We start from the raw sequence: 15,707 nt of genomic DNA, 5'->3' as shown, positions 1-15,707 counted from the left end.
ACCTATTTTAATAGCATAGAAAATATTCATTATTCAATAGTAAATTTAAAATAATTTACTATATTCTTGATTATTTAAAAACTTCAAAAAACCTTAAATCATCTTTAAATAAAAATAACAAATTCTGCCTTTATTACTTTTGAATTAAAGTTTATATATTTTGCATTAATGCTTCAGATGTTGCTTTAATCTCATAAAGCATTTGACCTAATAAAATATCTTTATTGGTCATCGCCACCAGAACCAAAGGGTGCTTTGGATGCGGAATCGAAGTCAGTAATGCCTTTCCATTTTCTGCATCTAGCGTGATGGTCTGACAACCAACTAAATTAATTTCTGAAACAAAAGCCGTTACCATTGCGAGGATAGAGCTACTTACAGCCGCAATTTTGCTTGAATTCGTTATGCTTTTTTTATTTGCCATGGCAATTTCAAAGCCATCAGACGTACATAACATCACAAATTCAACACCAGAAACTGTATTCAACAATTGCTGGATTTTCTTTTCACTAAATAAGACAAATTTTTCAGGAACTTTCCGAGAAAGAGTTATATCCAGCATACAAAACGCACCTAAAAGTGAAAAATATTTTCACGATTTTAAAAAAATATTAGACATTCAACTTATCAATTTCATGATTATTCAAAATTAATTGATGAATTTCACATTTAATATACAAATTCTATCAATTTAGCCAAACTTGTAAATATATTTTTTTAACTAAAGTTATATTTTCTGTAAATTGTCAGATTATGACTCTATATGCGCAATATTTGTCAGTGTATACATTTCTTAAAGAAGAATTAAGATTATTTTAAATAAAAGTTAATTTTTTCTTAATAAAATTTTATTTAATACTGATTTTATATTAATACCCTAAAAAAAGTAGGTCTATTCTCAATCTTGTATCACATTAAACTAAAAAACAAAACACTTTATAATAAAATGAGATAAATAGATTAAATCCAAATCATGGAATTAAATATATTTTTTTTCAAAACCACCTTTTTCTTAATTTCTACTCGTTAAAGCAAAATTGCTTAAACGTATAAAAACTTTACATTTTATTTTTTTGATTTGGTCATTTTTTGTGTTTATATTGACTCATCCAAATATTGGATACCAAAAATTAGTGAATAAAAGGTAAAACATAATGAACAAAATTCTACTTTCTTTAGGTCTAGCTGCGACTGTTGCTCTTGTTGGTTGTAATAAAGATAAAGCACCTGAAACTGGTGCTACAACAGGTGAACATTTAGAAAACGCAGCTCAACAAGCTGGCCATGATGTTGCCACTGCAACTCAAAATGCTGCTGATGCGACTGCTAAAGCTGCAGATGATGCTGCAAATGCGACTGCTCATGCTGTAGACAATGCTGCAAATGCAACAGAAAAAGCTGCTGATGCAACTGTTGCCGTTGCAAAAGATGCGACTGCTGCAACTGCTGGTGCAGTTGAAGATGGTGCTGCTCATGTAAAAGAAAAAGCTCAACAATAAGCTTTGAATTAGAAAAAGCTCCTCTTGTAGGTAATGCTGACGAGTTAAGGGTAATTTATTCATTACTTATTTAAGAATCTCGCCCTAAGCTCTCTTTAAAAAAGAGAATTGGGGTGGATTTTAAAATGCTTAACTGACTGGCATTCCTCTTGTAGGAGCTTTTTTTATTGTTATTATATATTTATGCTGACATTTCATAGAAATTGCCAACAATAGTGATCTTTAGAATTTAATATACATAACAACATAGAGCTTTACTCATGTCTCACTCCCATCATTTAGAAAAACATTTTATTCAACGTGCAGGTTGGTTACGTGCCGCTGTTTTAGGTGCAAATGACGGCATCATTTCAGTCACAAGTTTAGTCATGGGCATGGCCGCCAGTGGTGCTTCGAGCCATACCCTACTGATTACCTGTGTTGCAGGTTTAATTTCAGGTGCAACCTCTATGGCTGCAGGTGAATATATTTCTGTGAAATCACAGTCAGATATTGAAGAGGCCGATTTAAAAATTGAAGCAAGAGAATTAGAAAAAAATCCTCACTTAGAATTGAAAGAATTAACTCAAATTTATATTCATCGCGGTTTAGATCCTGATTTGGCTCATCAAGTCGCCATTCAACTGACTGAAAAAGATGCTTTAGAAGCGCATGCACGTGATGAAATTGGCATCAATGAAACGACAGCAGCTAAACCGTTGCAAGCAGCTGGCTCTTCCGCGTTATCATTTTCAATTGGTGCTTTATTTCCCACACTGTCAATCTTAATTAGCCCAGATGCTTATATAGAAACGGTCGTTCTAATTGTCGGTATTTTATCTTTGACTATTTTAGGGGCTTTATCGAGTTATTTTGCAGGGACATCCATCGTTAAAGGTAGTTTTCGCGTTGCCGTTTGGGGCATTCTTGCTATGGCATTTTCAAGTTGGATTGGATCGTTGTTTCACGTCACTCCAATCTAATACTCATTTTAATTTATATCTGTACGCCTAAATTTATATCTGTACTTCGACAAATTTTTAGGGTCTGTTGACATTTCATAAATGGTTTGCGTTGTAGGCTAAAATTGAGCAGACAAGGCATGAAACGAAGAGAATAGCGAGACTATTTTCAAGTTTCATAACGAAGGCTGAGATAGTTTTAGCCACAACCCTTCGGGACTAGAGTGTTTTTTGACGCTACGTTGTTGTGAACTACTCATTTAGAATGACTAAATTTCGTATTTCACGCCTAGTATCACCTAAAAAACACTCATAGTCGCAATCATAGACGAATTGTCAACAGACCCTAATGATCGGATCTTTTCTTGCATGCCCTATTTTTATTGAATCCCTATTTTTACTGGGTGTTCATCTAGGCAGGCTTAAAGATGCATTTAATAGACATTTTTAAATAAAATATTGAACATTATTTGCTAATCACGCTTGATTTCGGCAAAGTAAAAATAAATCTAAAGGGGCTCAATCATGTCATTATTAGAACGTTTAAATATTAAGCATCCGATTTTAATTGCACCAATGGCAGGTGTGTCTACGCCTGAACTCGCAGCAGAAGTGTCTAATCAAGGTGGTTTAGGTGCATTGGGTTTAGGTGCCAATACGGTTGAGACAGCTCGCCAACAAATACTGGCAACTCAGGCACTCACTGAACACGCTTTTCAGGTCAATTTCTTTTGCCATGAATCAACAGCTTTAGAAAGTAAAGCCAACCAAATTTGGATTGATCATTTACAAGTTGAATTTGAGAAATTTGGGGCAACTGCACCCTCTGAATTAAAATGTATCTACCCAAGTTTTAAAGACAATGATGACTTCTTAAATTTGGTATTAGAAACTACTCCTCAAGCGGTAAGCTTCCACTTTGGAATTCCACATCAGTATCAAATTGAACAGCTTAAGCAAGCTGGTATTCTGACTATGGTTTCTGCCACCAATTTAACCGAAGCTATGGAAATTCAACAAGCAGGCATAGATATCATTATTGCTCAAGGTATAGAAGCAGGCGGTCATCGTGGTATTTTCAATGCACAAATTGACGGTGCAATTAAAACGACGGACTTAGTTCAGTTGATTAAAAAACATTGTTCATGCCCTGTCATTGCAGCGGGTGGAATTATGAATGGACAGCAAGCGAACGCCATGTTGAAACTGGGCGCAGATGCGGTCCAACTTGGCACTGCATTTGTGCAATGTAAATCTTCAAATGCCAATGCTGCCTACCGTGAAGCATTGTTTAATCAACCATTAACCCAAATTACCTCAAGTATTTCGGGTCGTCCTGCACGTGGTATTATTAACCATTGGCAATCTCATATTGATCAAGCCAGCCGTCCGAATGTTGCTCCCTACCCGTATGCTTATGATCTCGCAAAACAATTAAATGCTTTAGCGGTTAAAAATGGCGACTCAGGTTATGGTGCATTTTGGGCTGGAAGTAATGTGTCACAGATTCGTGAACTTGAAGCAGGTGATTTGATTAACCAATTAATTGTTGAGATGAATCATTCTCAATAAAAATGAATAATTAAGCCGATAAAAAATCGGCTTTTGTACTATTTATTTCGTTCTACCAGCATATATACCAAGTCTAATTCAGGGCATTGGTAGCCAAGCATTGTCAGTGCTGCGCTAATTTGCCCTCGATGGTGCGTTCCATGATTAAAAACATGCATCAAATTTGCAGCATATGGCAAAGTCAGTTCCTGCCCAGAGACTCTTTGATACGTCAGATTTCCACTAAGCATAGTATCATCTATTTGATTTATAAATGAAATCCAATTTACAGACTTTTGTTTTAACTCATTCAGCAATGCTTCTTTTTCAGTATGAACAATGCTATCTAAGGCTATTTTCGGTGAAATACCCAATTTAAATCGTGAATACCAAAGATAATGTTCACCGACCAATAAGTGATTTAAAGTCCCAGCGATGCTTTTAAAATACAATCCAACATCTTTGTAAAAATCCTCATCACGAATGGATTCAAGGCTTTGTATTAGCCGATGGGTAGCCCAAATATTATATTCAGCCAAGATCAGCAGCATTTTTTTATCCATCAGTCATCTTGCCTTTTAAATTGTTATAACATTAAACCATCGAGACCTGTCGTTCTATATTCATAATACACGCACTATACTTGACAACATGGCATGTTCGTTAGGTCTATTCATAAACCATTTTAAAATATGCACAACAAGGCAATATTCATGATTTGTGTTGAATAATCACTAAAATACCTAACAGAAAATTTAAATCCCTTATTTTGTATCCAATAAATTGACCGCCTCAATTTGCACATCACTCATGATATTGCCTTGTTCTAGCAAATGATTGAAATATTCCTCTACCACTTTTGCTTGTTCTAAGGTACTTTCGACTTTATACATATTTTGGCGAAACTCATTACTTGAGTGTAAGCCTTTGGTATACCAAGCAATATGTTTACGTGCTATTCGGCAACCAGAATATTCACCATAAAACTGATACAACTCAGATAAATGTCCAAGTAAAACTTCTTTTACTTCTTCAATAGAGGGTGCTGCAAGATGCTCGCCTGTTTTTAAATAATGTGCTATTTCACGGAAAATCCATGGACGTCCTTGTGCAGCACGACCAATCATCACCGCATCTGCACCAGTATAATCCAAAACATATTTAGCTTTTTCAGGACTATCAATATCACCATTGGCAATCACAGGAATAGACAGCATTTGTTTGACTTCTTTGATCAGACTATAACGTGCTGTATTTAAATACATATCTTCACGTGTTCGACCATGCAATGCGAGCGCTGCGATTCCAGCTTCTTCTGCTCTTTTCGCAACTCGTAGAATATTTTCATCACCATTTAAAAAGCCTAAACGGGTTTTTAATGTCACGGGTACATCAACAGCCGCAACCACTTTATCTAGAATTCTTGCAACTAAATCCTCATCCTTCAACAAAGCTGATCCAGCAAGTTTATTGCAGACTTTTTTTGCAGGACACCCCATATTGATATCGACAATTTGCGCACCATTGGCAACTTGATAACGCGCTGCTTCAGCTAATTGCTCAGGTTCAGAGCCTGCAATCTGTGCAGAGATTGGCGCTAATTCTCCATCAAAATTAGCACGATAGAGACTTTTTTTAGTCATACGTAAAGTTTGATCCGAGGTCATCATTTCACTCACCGCATGCCCTGCACCGAAGTATTTGCAAAGGGTTCTAAACGGACGATCAGTGACCCCCGCCATAGGCGCGACCCATATTTGCGTACGCTTTGATTTATCAAACAATTCTTTAATTACATTGTTTTGACTCAATTTCTCTAACCTCTTTGAACTTCTTTGAACCGCTTCTTATTGACTTCTAGCACCCTATTGTTGCACCCTATTTGCACCGCGAAAAAGTTAGGGTGCAAATTGCATGGGTACGGTTACTAAACGCCAATTAAAAGATGGAACTATACGTTATCGTGCTCAGGTGCGTGTTCAGCGTGAAGGTTACCCAGAATTCAAGGTTTCAAAAACTTTCAGTAAAAAATCATTAGCAGAAGAATTTATTAAACGTACTGAAGCTGAGATTGAATTAAATCCAGACAAGATGCTAAATCCCAAAGTGGAAATCAAGCAAGCAACATTATCAGAATTTATTAAAAGGTACCTTGATGAGGCAGATAGTTTTGCGCGAACAAAAACTGGTGCACTAAATCATATCGCTAGTTTAGAGATTTCCGAGAAAAATATCTATTCATTAACACGCCAAGATTTTTCTGATCACGCCATTGCTCGTCGCAAAGGTGATCCATTGAAAGGTGTTGATGGAGTTGCACCATCTACAGCATTAAAAGATATGAGTCATATAAAAGCTGTCTTGGTTCATGCTGAGTTTGTTTGGGGTGAGCCTTTAGAAGATGTTATTGCTGAGTTTGATAAGGCTTTAATCGGTTTACGAAAATCTAGAATCGTCACAAAATCTAAAACTCGTGATCGACTACCTACCTCCGAGGAACTTCAAGCTCTGACGACTCATTTTTATAAAAATTGGAAACGTAAACGCAAATCTGTGCCCATGCACTTAATTTTATGGTTTGCGATATATTCTGGTAGACGTGAGGATGAAATTTGTTCTTTACGCTTGAATGATTACGATAGACATAATACCCAATGGTTAGTCCGAGATGCTAAACATCCAGATGGATCAGAAGGAAATCATAAATATGCCCACTTAGAGCCTAAAGCTATTGATCTACTAAATAAGTTTTTAGATAAAGAGACGAGATTGAGAATGTTAGAACTTGGGCGAAATGAAGCTTTGTTGGTTCCAATGAACTCTGCTACCGTTTCATCTTATTTCACCAGAGCTTGTTCACATCTTGGTATTGAAGATTTACGTTTCCACGACCTACGTCACGAAGCTGCAACACGTTATGCTGAAGATGGGTTTTCAATTCCTAAACTTCAAACAATTACACTTCATGAATCTTGGAATACGCTGAAACGATATGTGAACTTTAAAAAACGAGGTGAACATAGATTGGATTATGCTGAAGCTATAGCAAATGCTGAATCTGATTATAGTAACCACTACAAAGAATGGAATAAAAAACAGCGCAATCTTTCTGAAATGGATATATTGGAAGCACATGATTTAAGTCAAAACAGTGAAATTGATGTTCCTTATCAATTTATTGCTACTCAGCTTAATGAATTTATTGAACATCACAAGCAAAGTAAATTCTTCATAAGAAAGCATGTTAAAAAACTACAAACCGAACATCCCTTTTCTTGGAACAAAGAAAAACAGGAATTCTATATTTCTGAAATTCAAATAGCTTGGGAGGATTGGTTTGCAGAATATGGCGAAGTTAATTGGGCTGAACTTCCAGAAGAATCGTCGCATTTCAATTTTAAACATAATCGTGTTATTAGATTGTTTAAAAATAGAGTCTTAGAATTTGATCACGAGCTCAATGCTTGGCTTGATGTTTCAAATAATTATTATTTTGACGAGCATTATCACATTGAGAAATAAATTCTTAACTTCAATATTGTGAAACACATTAAATTACAATTTAGTGCATGAAAGTTAATTATTATGCACTAAAATTAATTTCAATGTTAAATTACAACGTAATATGGAGTTTATTATGGCATTTCGAGCAGATGAATCAATGAAAGATGGAGCCGCTTTCGCGGAAAAATATTTACTTTCAAAACTAACCGATTTAACTGAAAAAGAGCAAGAAAGTAGTAGACAAAAACTTATGGATTTAATGGATATTTTAGGTCCAGTTGTAGACTTTTATCCAGCTTGGCATCCATTATTGGTAGATGCAAAAGAGCATTATGATATTGTTGCTCCTAATTCAGAATGTGGGTATAAAGGGCTTGACCACACTGTACTTTTTGCTAATGGTTTTATTACATGCCCTTATGATGATGGTCAAAGTGTTTTAGATTCTGTATACCATTTAAGTTCCAATGGGGCAGCTAGTATCTTTGCCGAAAAACTGAGTGAAAAATTATATAATTCAAACTCAACAGCAATAGTCGTTTATTGTCAATGGGATAAGCCTCTTTGTCGTGATGGGACTATCCCCCCATCCTTAGCAGTGCCTTTGCTTTTGGAAAAAATGCTTCCTTATTGGAAATCATCAAAATATGCTGAAACATGGGATTCAATGAGTGAGGTGATTTTAGGAAAACCACATGGTAAGCGATCATCACTACTAGTCAATCAAGAAACAGGATTAATACTAAAGAAGATATGGGAATCACTAATTAATACAGGTATGTATGGCCCAATCCAAATAAGACCTTAAACTCATCACAGTATTTAACTTAGTATAAAAAAAAAGCCCTCAATCGAGGGCTTTCACTAACTTGCTATGCCTACTCTTACAATCATTATATTTTGCAACTGTATCAACAGACCAAAGCAATAAAGTGCGCCCCGTCCCATCTTCTAATTTCTGAAGATCAGGGCAAGGTTCTATTAAATTAGCTGGAATTGTCGGTGATAAGTGAGTTGATTGCTGACACCCCAGTGTCATCAAAACACACGTTGCTATAAATAGGCTTAGTAACGATCTTTTGCACTTCACGTTTAACTGTTTCGACTTTGACGCGTTGTTCTGATTTGAGTTGTTCATACTCTGCGCTCACTTGATTGATTTCATTTTGTTTTTTGATCAATGCTTTTTGTTGATCATTATTGAGTTTTTGAATCTTTTGCTGACAAACCAATTCGGCTTTTTGAAGTTTCCCAGCTAAATGATTTGTATATGCAATTTGCCCAAGCCATAAAACAAAAAGGATCACAATTGCGATCCATGTTTTAAACTTCCAGAGTATTGTTAATATTGGCATCATTGCGCCCCCATACACTTTTGATAACGCTCTTGCTGACGAACCCAAACCCCATAACAACCATTGGATCGGATACTACAATCACGCTTTGCAACATATTTGTATTTCAGCAATGAAGCACAAGCCTGTTTATATTGCCCTGCTTTTAAATTTCGAAGCATTGACGAGCCATTCCAGTTGGCTTGGCCGTAGTTGTAAACAAAGTCTAAAAATACGTTGTACTCAACTTGAGACAACTTCACGCCTTGTAACGATTTACGGAAAGCAATCTCATCTTTGGCCACATGTGCTTTAGAAATTTGAATTGCACGTTCTTTAGTGATTGGCTTATCCGTCATTTTGACTTTTGTGCCATTTTCATAAGTCGTGGACCCGATACCAATCGTTGCGACTTTTGCGCTGTCTAAATACGGCTTGGCTTCATATCCTTCATATTTAATTAAAGACGTAAAAAAAGCAGCCGAAGCTGCTAAACTTATTACCCAAAATTTAGTCTTTGACATCGCACTTTTCCTTTAAACTTTCTAAATAAGCTTTGTGTTCAATAGCATCACGCTTGTCTTTTTTTCGTGCGAAATACCAGTTCATTACTAAACCAGCCAGTGCAATTAAAATACTGATCCAAAAAGCTAGATCAATAGTACCGAACCATGCTGTTATAGCCCCAACCGTACTTCCTCCGTAAGCCGCCGCTTTACTTGCTGCAATCGCAACAGAAGTTTCAACAATCTGTTGATTTTCAGACATAACCCCTCCAATTTTTAGCAATAAAAAAGCACCCGAAGGTGCTTGTATTTGATTTAATTAAGTTTCAGTTGTTGCTTGTGTTATACGTGCTGAATAATTCCAAGCTGTTTCTTTCCATACATCACGGGCCGCCACTCTCACATAATATGTAGTTGTAGACTGTAATAGGTTTATCGTGCAAGCATTCTCTGTACCAGTCCAACTCGCAATTAGAATTTCAGGATCAAAGTCAGCATTTGTGCTTACCCATACTTGATAGTCTTTGATGTCAGGAACTTCACTTGGAATCCAAGTAACGGTGATTGAGTCTTTGGTTGCTGACGTATAAACATTTAATAACTGGGGCGGTATAGGATTGCTAATGTTCAACTCAGCATAGGTACTTACTACTTCGCCATTCTTACTTGCAACACGAATAGTATAAGAACGCTGTACCCCATCAATTTTAGCTTCTTCGGTAGAATAACTATAATCAGTGTTTGTAGTTTCTACAGTTCTTAATAGAGTTCCACCAGCTAAAATTTGAACAATATAGCCAGATGCTCCAGCAGTATTTTGCCATTGAACTTTAAAACTCGTCCCCACAAATGGAGATTGCAAAGATAAACCTTTGACACCTGAAGGTGTACCGCCACTAATTGTATGACTGTAAGCTGTTACTTCATCTAAAGATTGCTCTTTCTGTTCAAGGCCATTAAAGCTAGTAAATTTTAAATATGCCTGTTTACCAATAAGGTTTTGGTTGAATTCATATTCAAAAATCGCTCGATCGATACGCACAAATGGTTCACCAGCTAAATGAGACTGCGCATCTGTAAACCTACCGCGATGCAAGTCACTTAATGTATAAAGACCTGAACCATTTAAGGTAGCTTCTTCATAATTAAAGTATTCCTCACCAACTTTACACAAAGTTGCATCAATTTGAGCTTCAGCAGCTGTACCACTAAATATTTGGCTGGAAGTATTCAACTGGACTTGTAGAGCAGTATCACTTTCATTAATGCCTGTTGTTAATGCTCCATATCGAGCTGAACCATATATTGTACCAATGCGTTCATAAGTGGTATTGTCTAGACTCACCCAAACATTACAACCGCCCCAATTACTGCCACCTGAGGCTGCTACCCAAATTTGATTTACGCCATTGGTTAAATCTAAAGGAGGTTCAAAAATTACAGGCGCATTCACATTACCTGGCTCTTCATTACCACCTTGATACCCATTAGATGACTGCAGATCATACTCAACTGCGGATCTTGAACCGATTGCCAACTCCTCTGCAGTAATTGTCAGCATGCCGTCTTCATCTTCTTCAACACGTGTAATGCGCACTAAGAATTTATCTAAACCAAGTGATTCATCTGTGATTGTTACAATATCCATCGGTTCTAAACGACAGTACTTCCAGCCAAGATTAAATTCATATTCATTGCGTACATATAGAAGTCGCTGCAAACGTAACTGAACTGCATGTCTTGCAATTTTTGGTTCACAAAACATTTCCAATTTAACTGGATCTTCGGTGCGTAGACCATACATCTCAATGTTTGCTTGATCCTTGGCTTCAACAGTTTCAGTATTATATTGATTGAATCTGTTTACATACTCGATCTGAGTATGATTAAACGCATCAGTATCACGGCTACGGCGGACACGTACTGGTTCATCTTCACCAATAAAATCGTCATCAGTTAAATGGTATACAGGTTCTAAATTTGGTGTAAAAGTATATCCATTACCTGATATAGCTGAATCTCCAAATGATTTAATCTTTAAACCATCTGTACTTGGTACCACCGCACAATTAACAGCTTCAACGATTTCATTAATAATTTCATGTGCTTCACGTTGTTCTGTTAAAGCTGGACTAATAAGCAAATTAGCTGCAGCACAGTACGTCCTGAACTCTGATAAATCATCCATAGTTAAATAAGGTGATGCACCGTAACGCGGATTTGTAATTAAATCCTCTATCACATCTGCTGGATTAGCATCATGAATCGTATCTGAAAAAGTAATATCGCTAATTACTTCAAAGTTATGGTTTGCAAGGCTTGCACTACCTCCTAATTCATAATTTGCACATGCTACATAACCTAGATATGGGTAATGGATGGCTTCGTCGGGATGTTTGGTCTGTAAATACCCCCAGATCGGATTACCATTACCGTTAAAAAGCTCAAAGCCAATCTGATCGATTGGCTTCATTTGAACATTATTTTCTGTTTTTGTGACAATCTGCTCTTTGTCTCGCCAAATTATGCCAATTGATCTAATTTTGTTTTCGCATAGCCCAAGCATTAACGAAGCATAATAAGTGAAAGTGGTATTTTTAGTTTTTGAACCACCACCTTTTCCACCTGACTTAGTTGTTGTAGTTTTTGCAATGGAATGAAAATCCCCATACCAAAACATATTTGCCGCCATGCGGTTTTTACCGTAAACCAAAGGCTGACAAAGACCATAAGCTGATTGCTGCACACGCATTGAATTAATACGTGTATCAGAAGTACTCATGGTAGAACCACCAAATAGTCCACCCATATTATTTAAGCCTCTTCATACGATAAAAACCCGCAACACGTCGGGCTAAACTTCCTTTTGTACCATCTTGAATCACAACGCCAATACCAAGATAAGAGTGGATTATTCTTGGCCATTCAACAACAATGGCACCATGGCTTACACATTTGCCAATTTTATAAAGCACTATGTCACCCGGTTGTGGTTGATCAACTTCAAAACACACACCTTTAATATGTTCTAAATACCGCTCACCCATTTGATGCATATGCCAATCAGGTGGATATGGCCGTGGATCCAGATAATCCATTAATCCTACTTTTTCATAGACTTCACAAATCAATGTTCCACAATCAACCCCTACACCTTTTACACGGCCTTGATGATGATAAGGAGTGCCTAGCCAAGTCATTGCTTCACTTACTGCTTCATGGTTTTTCATAATTTTTCCATAAAAAAACCTATAAGCTGAAACCAACTTATAGGTTAATTAAAGATGCAATTTTAACAATTAATTGAAACAACACCTGCGTCAATATCGACTGAGATTTTACCGTTCACATCTGTCACTAACTGCCCATTGTTCACAGCGAATCTTGCTCCAACCGATGGATTTTGATTATCTGTAAGCACAAAGTGAGCTTTACTTTGATTCGTGTAGATATAACCACGTTTCAAGACACGACCTTCACCTTTCTTGATGCCCTCTGCTGTAGTTGTTTGGACTGGAATATCATCAAGCGCAACACCAAACACTTTATCTGTTGCAGATGCTATACGTACTGAACCGCCTGATTTCGCTACTACTGAGCCTTTCGCAATAAAATTTGCAGTCGTGTTGTAAACAGTTTCAATAACATCGGTCATTTCAGCGTAATAATCACGTCCGTATATATACAGATCAGCACTTGCACCGCTTAATTGAGTGTTAATTTCAGCAATTATTTGAGCATTTGTCATTGAGCGATAATCTTTATTAAACGTCACAGTGTTTGTTGTGCTGTTAATAATCACAACTAAAGTTTTACTTGATGTAGAACAGTCACCAAGACGTTTCCCAAGGCTTGTATAAATTACACCGCCATCACTGTACTCAACAGTATCCGTTAGGTCTTTACAACCCCAAACTTGTGCTGACAATCCTGTTGATCCATCTTGCACAATATAACCATCAATCACATCACGATTGTTCGTATATAAACTAACATCAGAATTTACTTGATTGTTTTGAATCAACAATGAAAAAGCTGATGATGTTTTATCAAAACGAATTGTGTTGTTTGTACCAGTTGCAGTGGTTTTGATTCTTAAACAATGCCCACGCACTTGATTATCAAATAAAAATGGTTCATTTCCATAACCTGTAAACTTCCATTCTGCATGATTAAAAGAGTCATAATTTTGTGCAGGATTTCGTTTAATCCACAACTCACCATACTCCAACACATACGCTGTACCGCCAAAACTACAGCCGATCATCTCAAACTCATCTCGTTGCAATGATCCATCACTCTCAACACGTGCAATTAATTTGCTTGTATTACTCGAAAAATGAAACTTCTTGAAGTACATTCCAGAAGCATCAGCAAACTTGGTATTACTGTGCAAGTAAAGCGGTGCGCCACTGTCAGAATGAGCACCACCACCAACAAAATAAATTTTTTCACCTGTGCTTGTGCCGATACCTAAAGCTTGTTTTGAGCCTTTATCTCCTTTAAATTCAAAAAACACTTCTTCAAAATAACGTTTAGCATTTGCACCTTTTGTATTGTCGATATGTACCGCATAGCGAGCATTAACAATAACAAACTTCACTCCTTTAATTTTACTGTTATTAGCATAAGTATAAAGTGTTTGATATGAAGATCGTGGGTACGTTGTTCCGTTCGCCGATGGACCAATTGCCGAATCGTCATATGGAAGCTCACACCAAAAAACTGTATTACCGTCACCGATCAGATTTACGTGATCTTTCATTAGAATCATGCTTGGGTAACCTGGGTATCCAATGACATCACTTTGGGTAGTAATTTTGTGAAGACCTTCACTTATAATATCAAAAGGAGTTTTAGCAGTATTGTTGCTAATACTATCCATTGCTAATTGAACTGCATTCTTACCTGTGAATTGTGCTGAGTTATCACTTGTATCTGCTGATGTTAAGATTTTAGTTGTTCGTACAGATGAAGTATCTGGAAAAACTATGTTTTCTAAAGTTTTAACATTGAATGATTGATATGAAGTCGGGAAAACATCAGCTTCAGTTATCATTGTTGTGCTTAATTGCTCATTCGGTATAGTCAATCGAATATATGCAGCATTGGGTGGTGTTATAAATTGACGGTTGGCTGGAACTGAAGCCATACCGCTGATATAGACTTTATTTGCATCTGAAAATGCAAACTGTTGATTATAAATTTCGTCTGCCCTATAAAGTGTGTTTGCCTTAACAGGTAAAAAGTCTGTTGCATAATGTCCAGAAACACTGCCCACTTGGCCAGTTTGAAAATTCACATATTTGTCTTTTTCTGCATTTGCTAAATTAACAATATTTAAATCTGCAATATGTGCTACTTCTTTAACCTTATCTTCTAAACCATCAACTTGCGCAGGTTTAACTTTAAGTTTCGGAATCTCCATTGCATATGGAACATATGAGACTGGAAAATTAGCACTTTCAGTAACTACAAGATTTGCCAAGTCTGCAACTTTGACAGAAAAACGAATATAACTAGCGTTCGCAGGCGTTGTGAATTTTTTACCAACTGCTGCAGCTTGTCCGCCAATATATTCAAATTTCTCATTGTAATAGCAATACTGCTGATCATAAAAAGATGAAGTCTGATATTCAGTGTTTGGCTTAACTGAATAAAAGCCAGCTATACAATATGCTTCACTTTCTGGCTGCTCAAGCTCACGACCAGTATTCCATTCTAAATAGCGCCCGAGTATCACATTTGAAGTATCAATGATGTTCTGAACCTCAACACTCATTGAATCTTTAATACTTTGTTCTAAGCCAATAATTTGCTTTGGCTTTGCTCGAAATTCTTCTTTATATAATGTAAATGGAACATAACTTGTAACGGGTGGATACTTCGAAGACTCACACACCATGAATATGCTGATCCAATCTTGTTCGAGAGTGAATCCAATATATTTTGTACCTATAGGCGGTGTAAATTTAAAGTTTGAAGCGACTACACTTGTTACACCACTAATAAATTTTTTGTATTCATCAAAGTAACAGAACTGCTGATTATAGAAAGGTGGAACTTGTAGTTCGATACCTGCTGTCACAGGTATTAATTTTGAAGCTACGAATTTAGCTAAACCGTCTGTTAATTTGCCGTTAGTAGCATTCCAGTATTTTCCAGAAATACCATCTGTAGGATCAAATATATTTACGCCACGTTCAAATTTAACAATGTTGTCTTCTGTTTTGGAAATTTTACCTTCAACAAATACATTAGTTGCTACTTCTAAACCAATATAATCAACCAGTCGCCCTTGAGCATCTTTAAAATTACGCTGATTTACACTAGATCCAGTGAATTCTTCTTTATTTGGTAATGGCATTTTTA

At 36.5% G+C, this 15,707-nt stretch carries 14 protein-coding genes; 5 read left to right on the top strand and 9 right to left on the bottom strand.

The features are described from left to right. Nucleotides 1-151: 151 nt before the first annotated feature. Nucleotides 152-562 carry a roadblock/LC7 domain-containing protein gene (locus ACY45D_RS06940; RefSeq protein ID WP_463109025.1) on the bottom strand — a complete coding sequence of 137 codons (411 nt, stop codon included), beginning with the start codon at nt 560-562 and terminating at the stop codon, nt 152-154. A gap of 592 nt (nt 563-1,154) precedes the next feature. Here ACY45D_RS06940 and ACY45D_RS06935 point away from each other — a divergent pair. From ACY45D_RS06935 to ACY45D_RS06925, 3 genes are all read left to right on the top strand, one after another. Then, entirely contained in the window at nt 1,155-1,499 is a 345-nt protein-coding gene (locus tag ACY45D_RS06935) for a hypothetical protein (RefSeq protein ID WP_463109024.1), read from the top strand. Nucleotides 1,500-1,759: 260 nt separating this feature from the next. Continuing rightward, nucleotides 1,760-2,461, top strand: coding sequence for a VIT1/CCC1 transporter family protein (locus tag ACY45D_RS06930; RefSeq protein ID WP_463109023.1), 702 nt, complete (start codon nt 1,760-1,762; stop codon nt 2,459-2,461). Nucleotides 2,462-2,965: 504 nt separating this feature from the next. Further along, on the top strand, nt 2,966-4,012 hold the full coding sequence (locus ACY45D_RS06925; RefSeq protein ID WP_463109022.1) for an NAD(P)H-dependent flavin oxidoreductase: 1,047 nt from the start codon (nt 2,966-2,968) through the stop codon (nt 4,010-4,012). Between the two features lie 38 nt (nt 4,013-4,050). Here the strand turns inward: ACY45D_RS06925 and ACY45D_RS06920 are convergent, their stop codons facing one another. Both ACY45D_RS06920 and dusB read right to left on the bottom strand, forming a co-directional pair. Continuing rightward, nucleotides 4,051-4,554, bottom strand: a complete 504-nt coding sequence (locus ACY45D_RS06920) for a DinB family protein (RefSeq protein ID WP_463109021.1) — start codon at nt 4,552-4,554, stop codon at nt 4,051-4,053. A 201-nt stretch (nt 4,555-4,755) separates the two neighbouring features. Next, the gene (gene dusB / locus ACY45D_RS06915; protein WP_463109449.1) at nt 4,756-5,775 is read right to left on the bottom strand and encodes a tRNA dihydrouridine synthase DusB; all 1,020 of its coding nucleotides are present in this window, start codon (nt 5,773-5,775) and stop codon (nt 4,756-4,758) included. A gap of 130 nt (nt 5,776-5,905) precedes the next feature. Here dusB and ACY45D_RS06910 point away from each other — a divergent pair, with 130 nt between their 5' ends. Next, nucleotides 5,906-7,513, top strand: coding sequence for a tyrosine-type recombinase/integrase (locus ACY45D_RS06910; protein ID WP_463109020.1), 1,608 nt, complete (start codon nt 5,906-5,908; stop codon nt 7,511-7,513). Nucleotides 7,514-7,628: 115 nt separating this feature from the next. After that, nucleotides 7,629-8,303 carry a hypothetical protein gene (locus tag ACY45D_RS06905; RefSeq protein WP_463109019.1) on the top strand — a complete coding sequence of 225 codons (675 nt, stop codon included), beginning with the start codon at nt 7,629-7,631 and terminating at the stop codon, nt 8,301-8,303. A 178-nt stretch (nt 8,304-8,481) separates the two neighbouring features. On the opposite strand, the gene ACY45D_RS06900 is transcribed toward ACY45D_RS06905, so the two are convergent. Genes ACY45D_RS06900 through ACY45D_RS06875 form a run of 6 tightly spaced genes read right to left on the bottom strand, consistent with a single transcriptional unit; the run spans nt 8,482 to nt 15,702 of the window. Continuing rightward, entirely contained in the window at nt 8,482-8,850 is a 369-nt protein-coding gene (locus tag ACY45D_RS06900) for a hypothetical protein (RefSeq protein WP_463109448.1), read from the bottom strand. Further along, the gene (locus tag ACY45D_RS06895; protein WP_463109018.1) at nt 8,850-9,353 is read right to left on the bottom strand and encodes a lysozyme; all 504 of its coding nucleotides are present in this window, start codon (nt 9,351-9,353) and stop codon (nt 8,850-8,852) included. Before ACY45D_RS06895 ends, ACY45D_RS06900 begins: the two co-directional genes overlap by 1 nt. Continuing rightward, nucleotides 9,340-9,597 (bottom strand): holin, encoded by a 258-nt coding sequence (locus tag ACY45D_RS06890; RefSeq protein ID WP_463109017.1) that lies wholly within the window; start codon nt 9,595-9,597, stop codon nt 9,340-9,342. The genes ACY45D_RS06895 and ACY45D_RS06890 overlap by 14 nt, the downstream gene beginning before the upstream one ends. A gap of 57 nt (nt 9,598-9,654) precedes the next feature. After that, nucleotides 9,655-12,144: a phage tail protein gene (locus ACY45D_RS06885; protein WP_463109016.1), complete on the bottom strand. Its 2,490-nt coding sequence runs from the start codon at nt 12,142-12,144 to the stop codon at nt 9,655-9,657. Nucleotide 12,145: 1 nt separating this feature from the next. Next, entirely contained in the window at nt 12,146-12,568 is a 423-nt protein-coding gene (locus ACY45D_RS06880; RefSeq protein ID WP_463109447.1) for an NlpC/P60 family protein, read from the bottom strand. Nucleotides 12,569-12,627: 59 nt separating this feature from the next. Beyond that, nucleotides 12,628-15,702 (bottom strand): hypothetical protein, encoded by a 3,075-nt coding sequence (locus tag ACY45D_RS06875; protein WP_463109015.1) that lies wholly within the window; start codon nt 15,700-15,702, stop codon nt 12,628-12,630. Nucleotides 15,703-15,707 lie beyond the last annotated feature (5 nt).

It is taken from the genome of Acinetobacter sp. BZX-2 (genome assembly GCF_055179795.1).
This window is presented reverse-complemented; position numbering and strand designations above follow the sequence as displayed.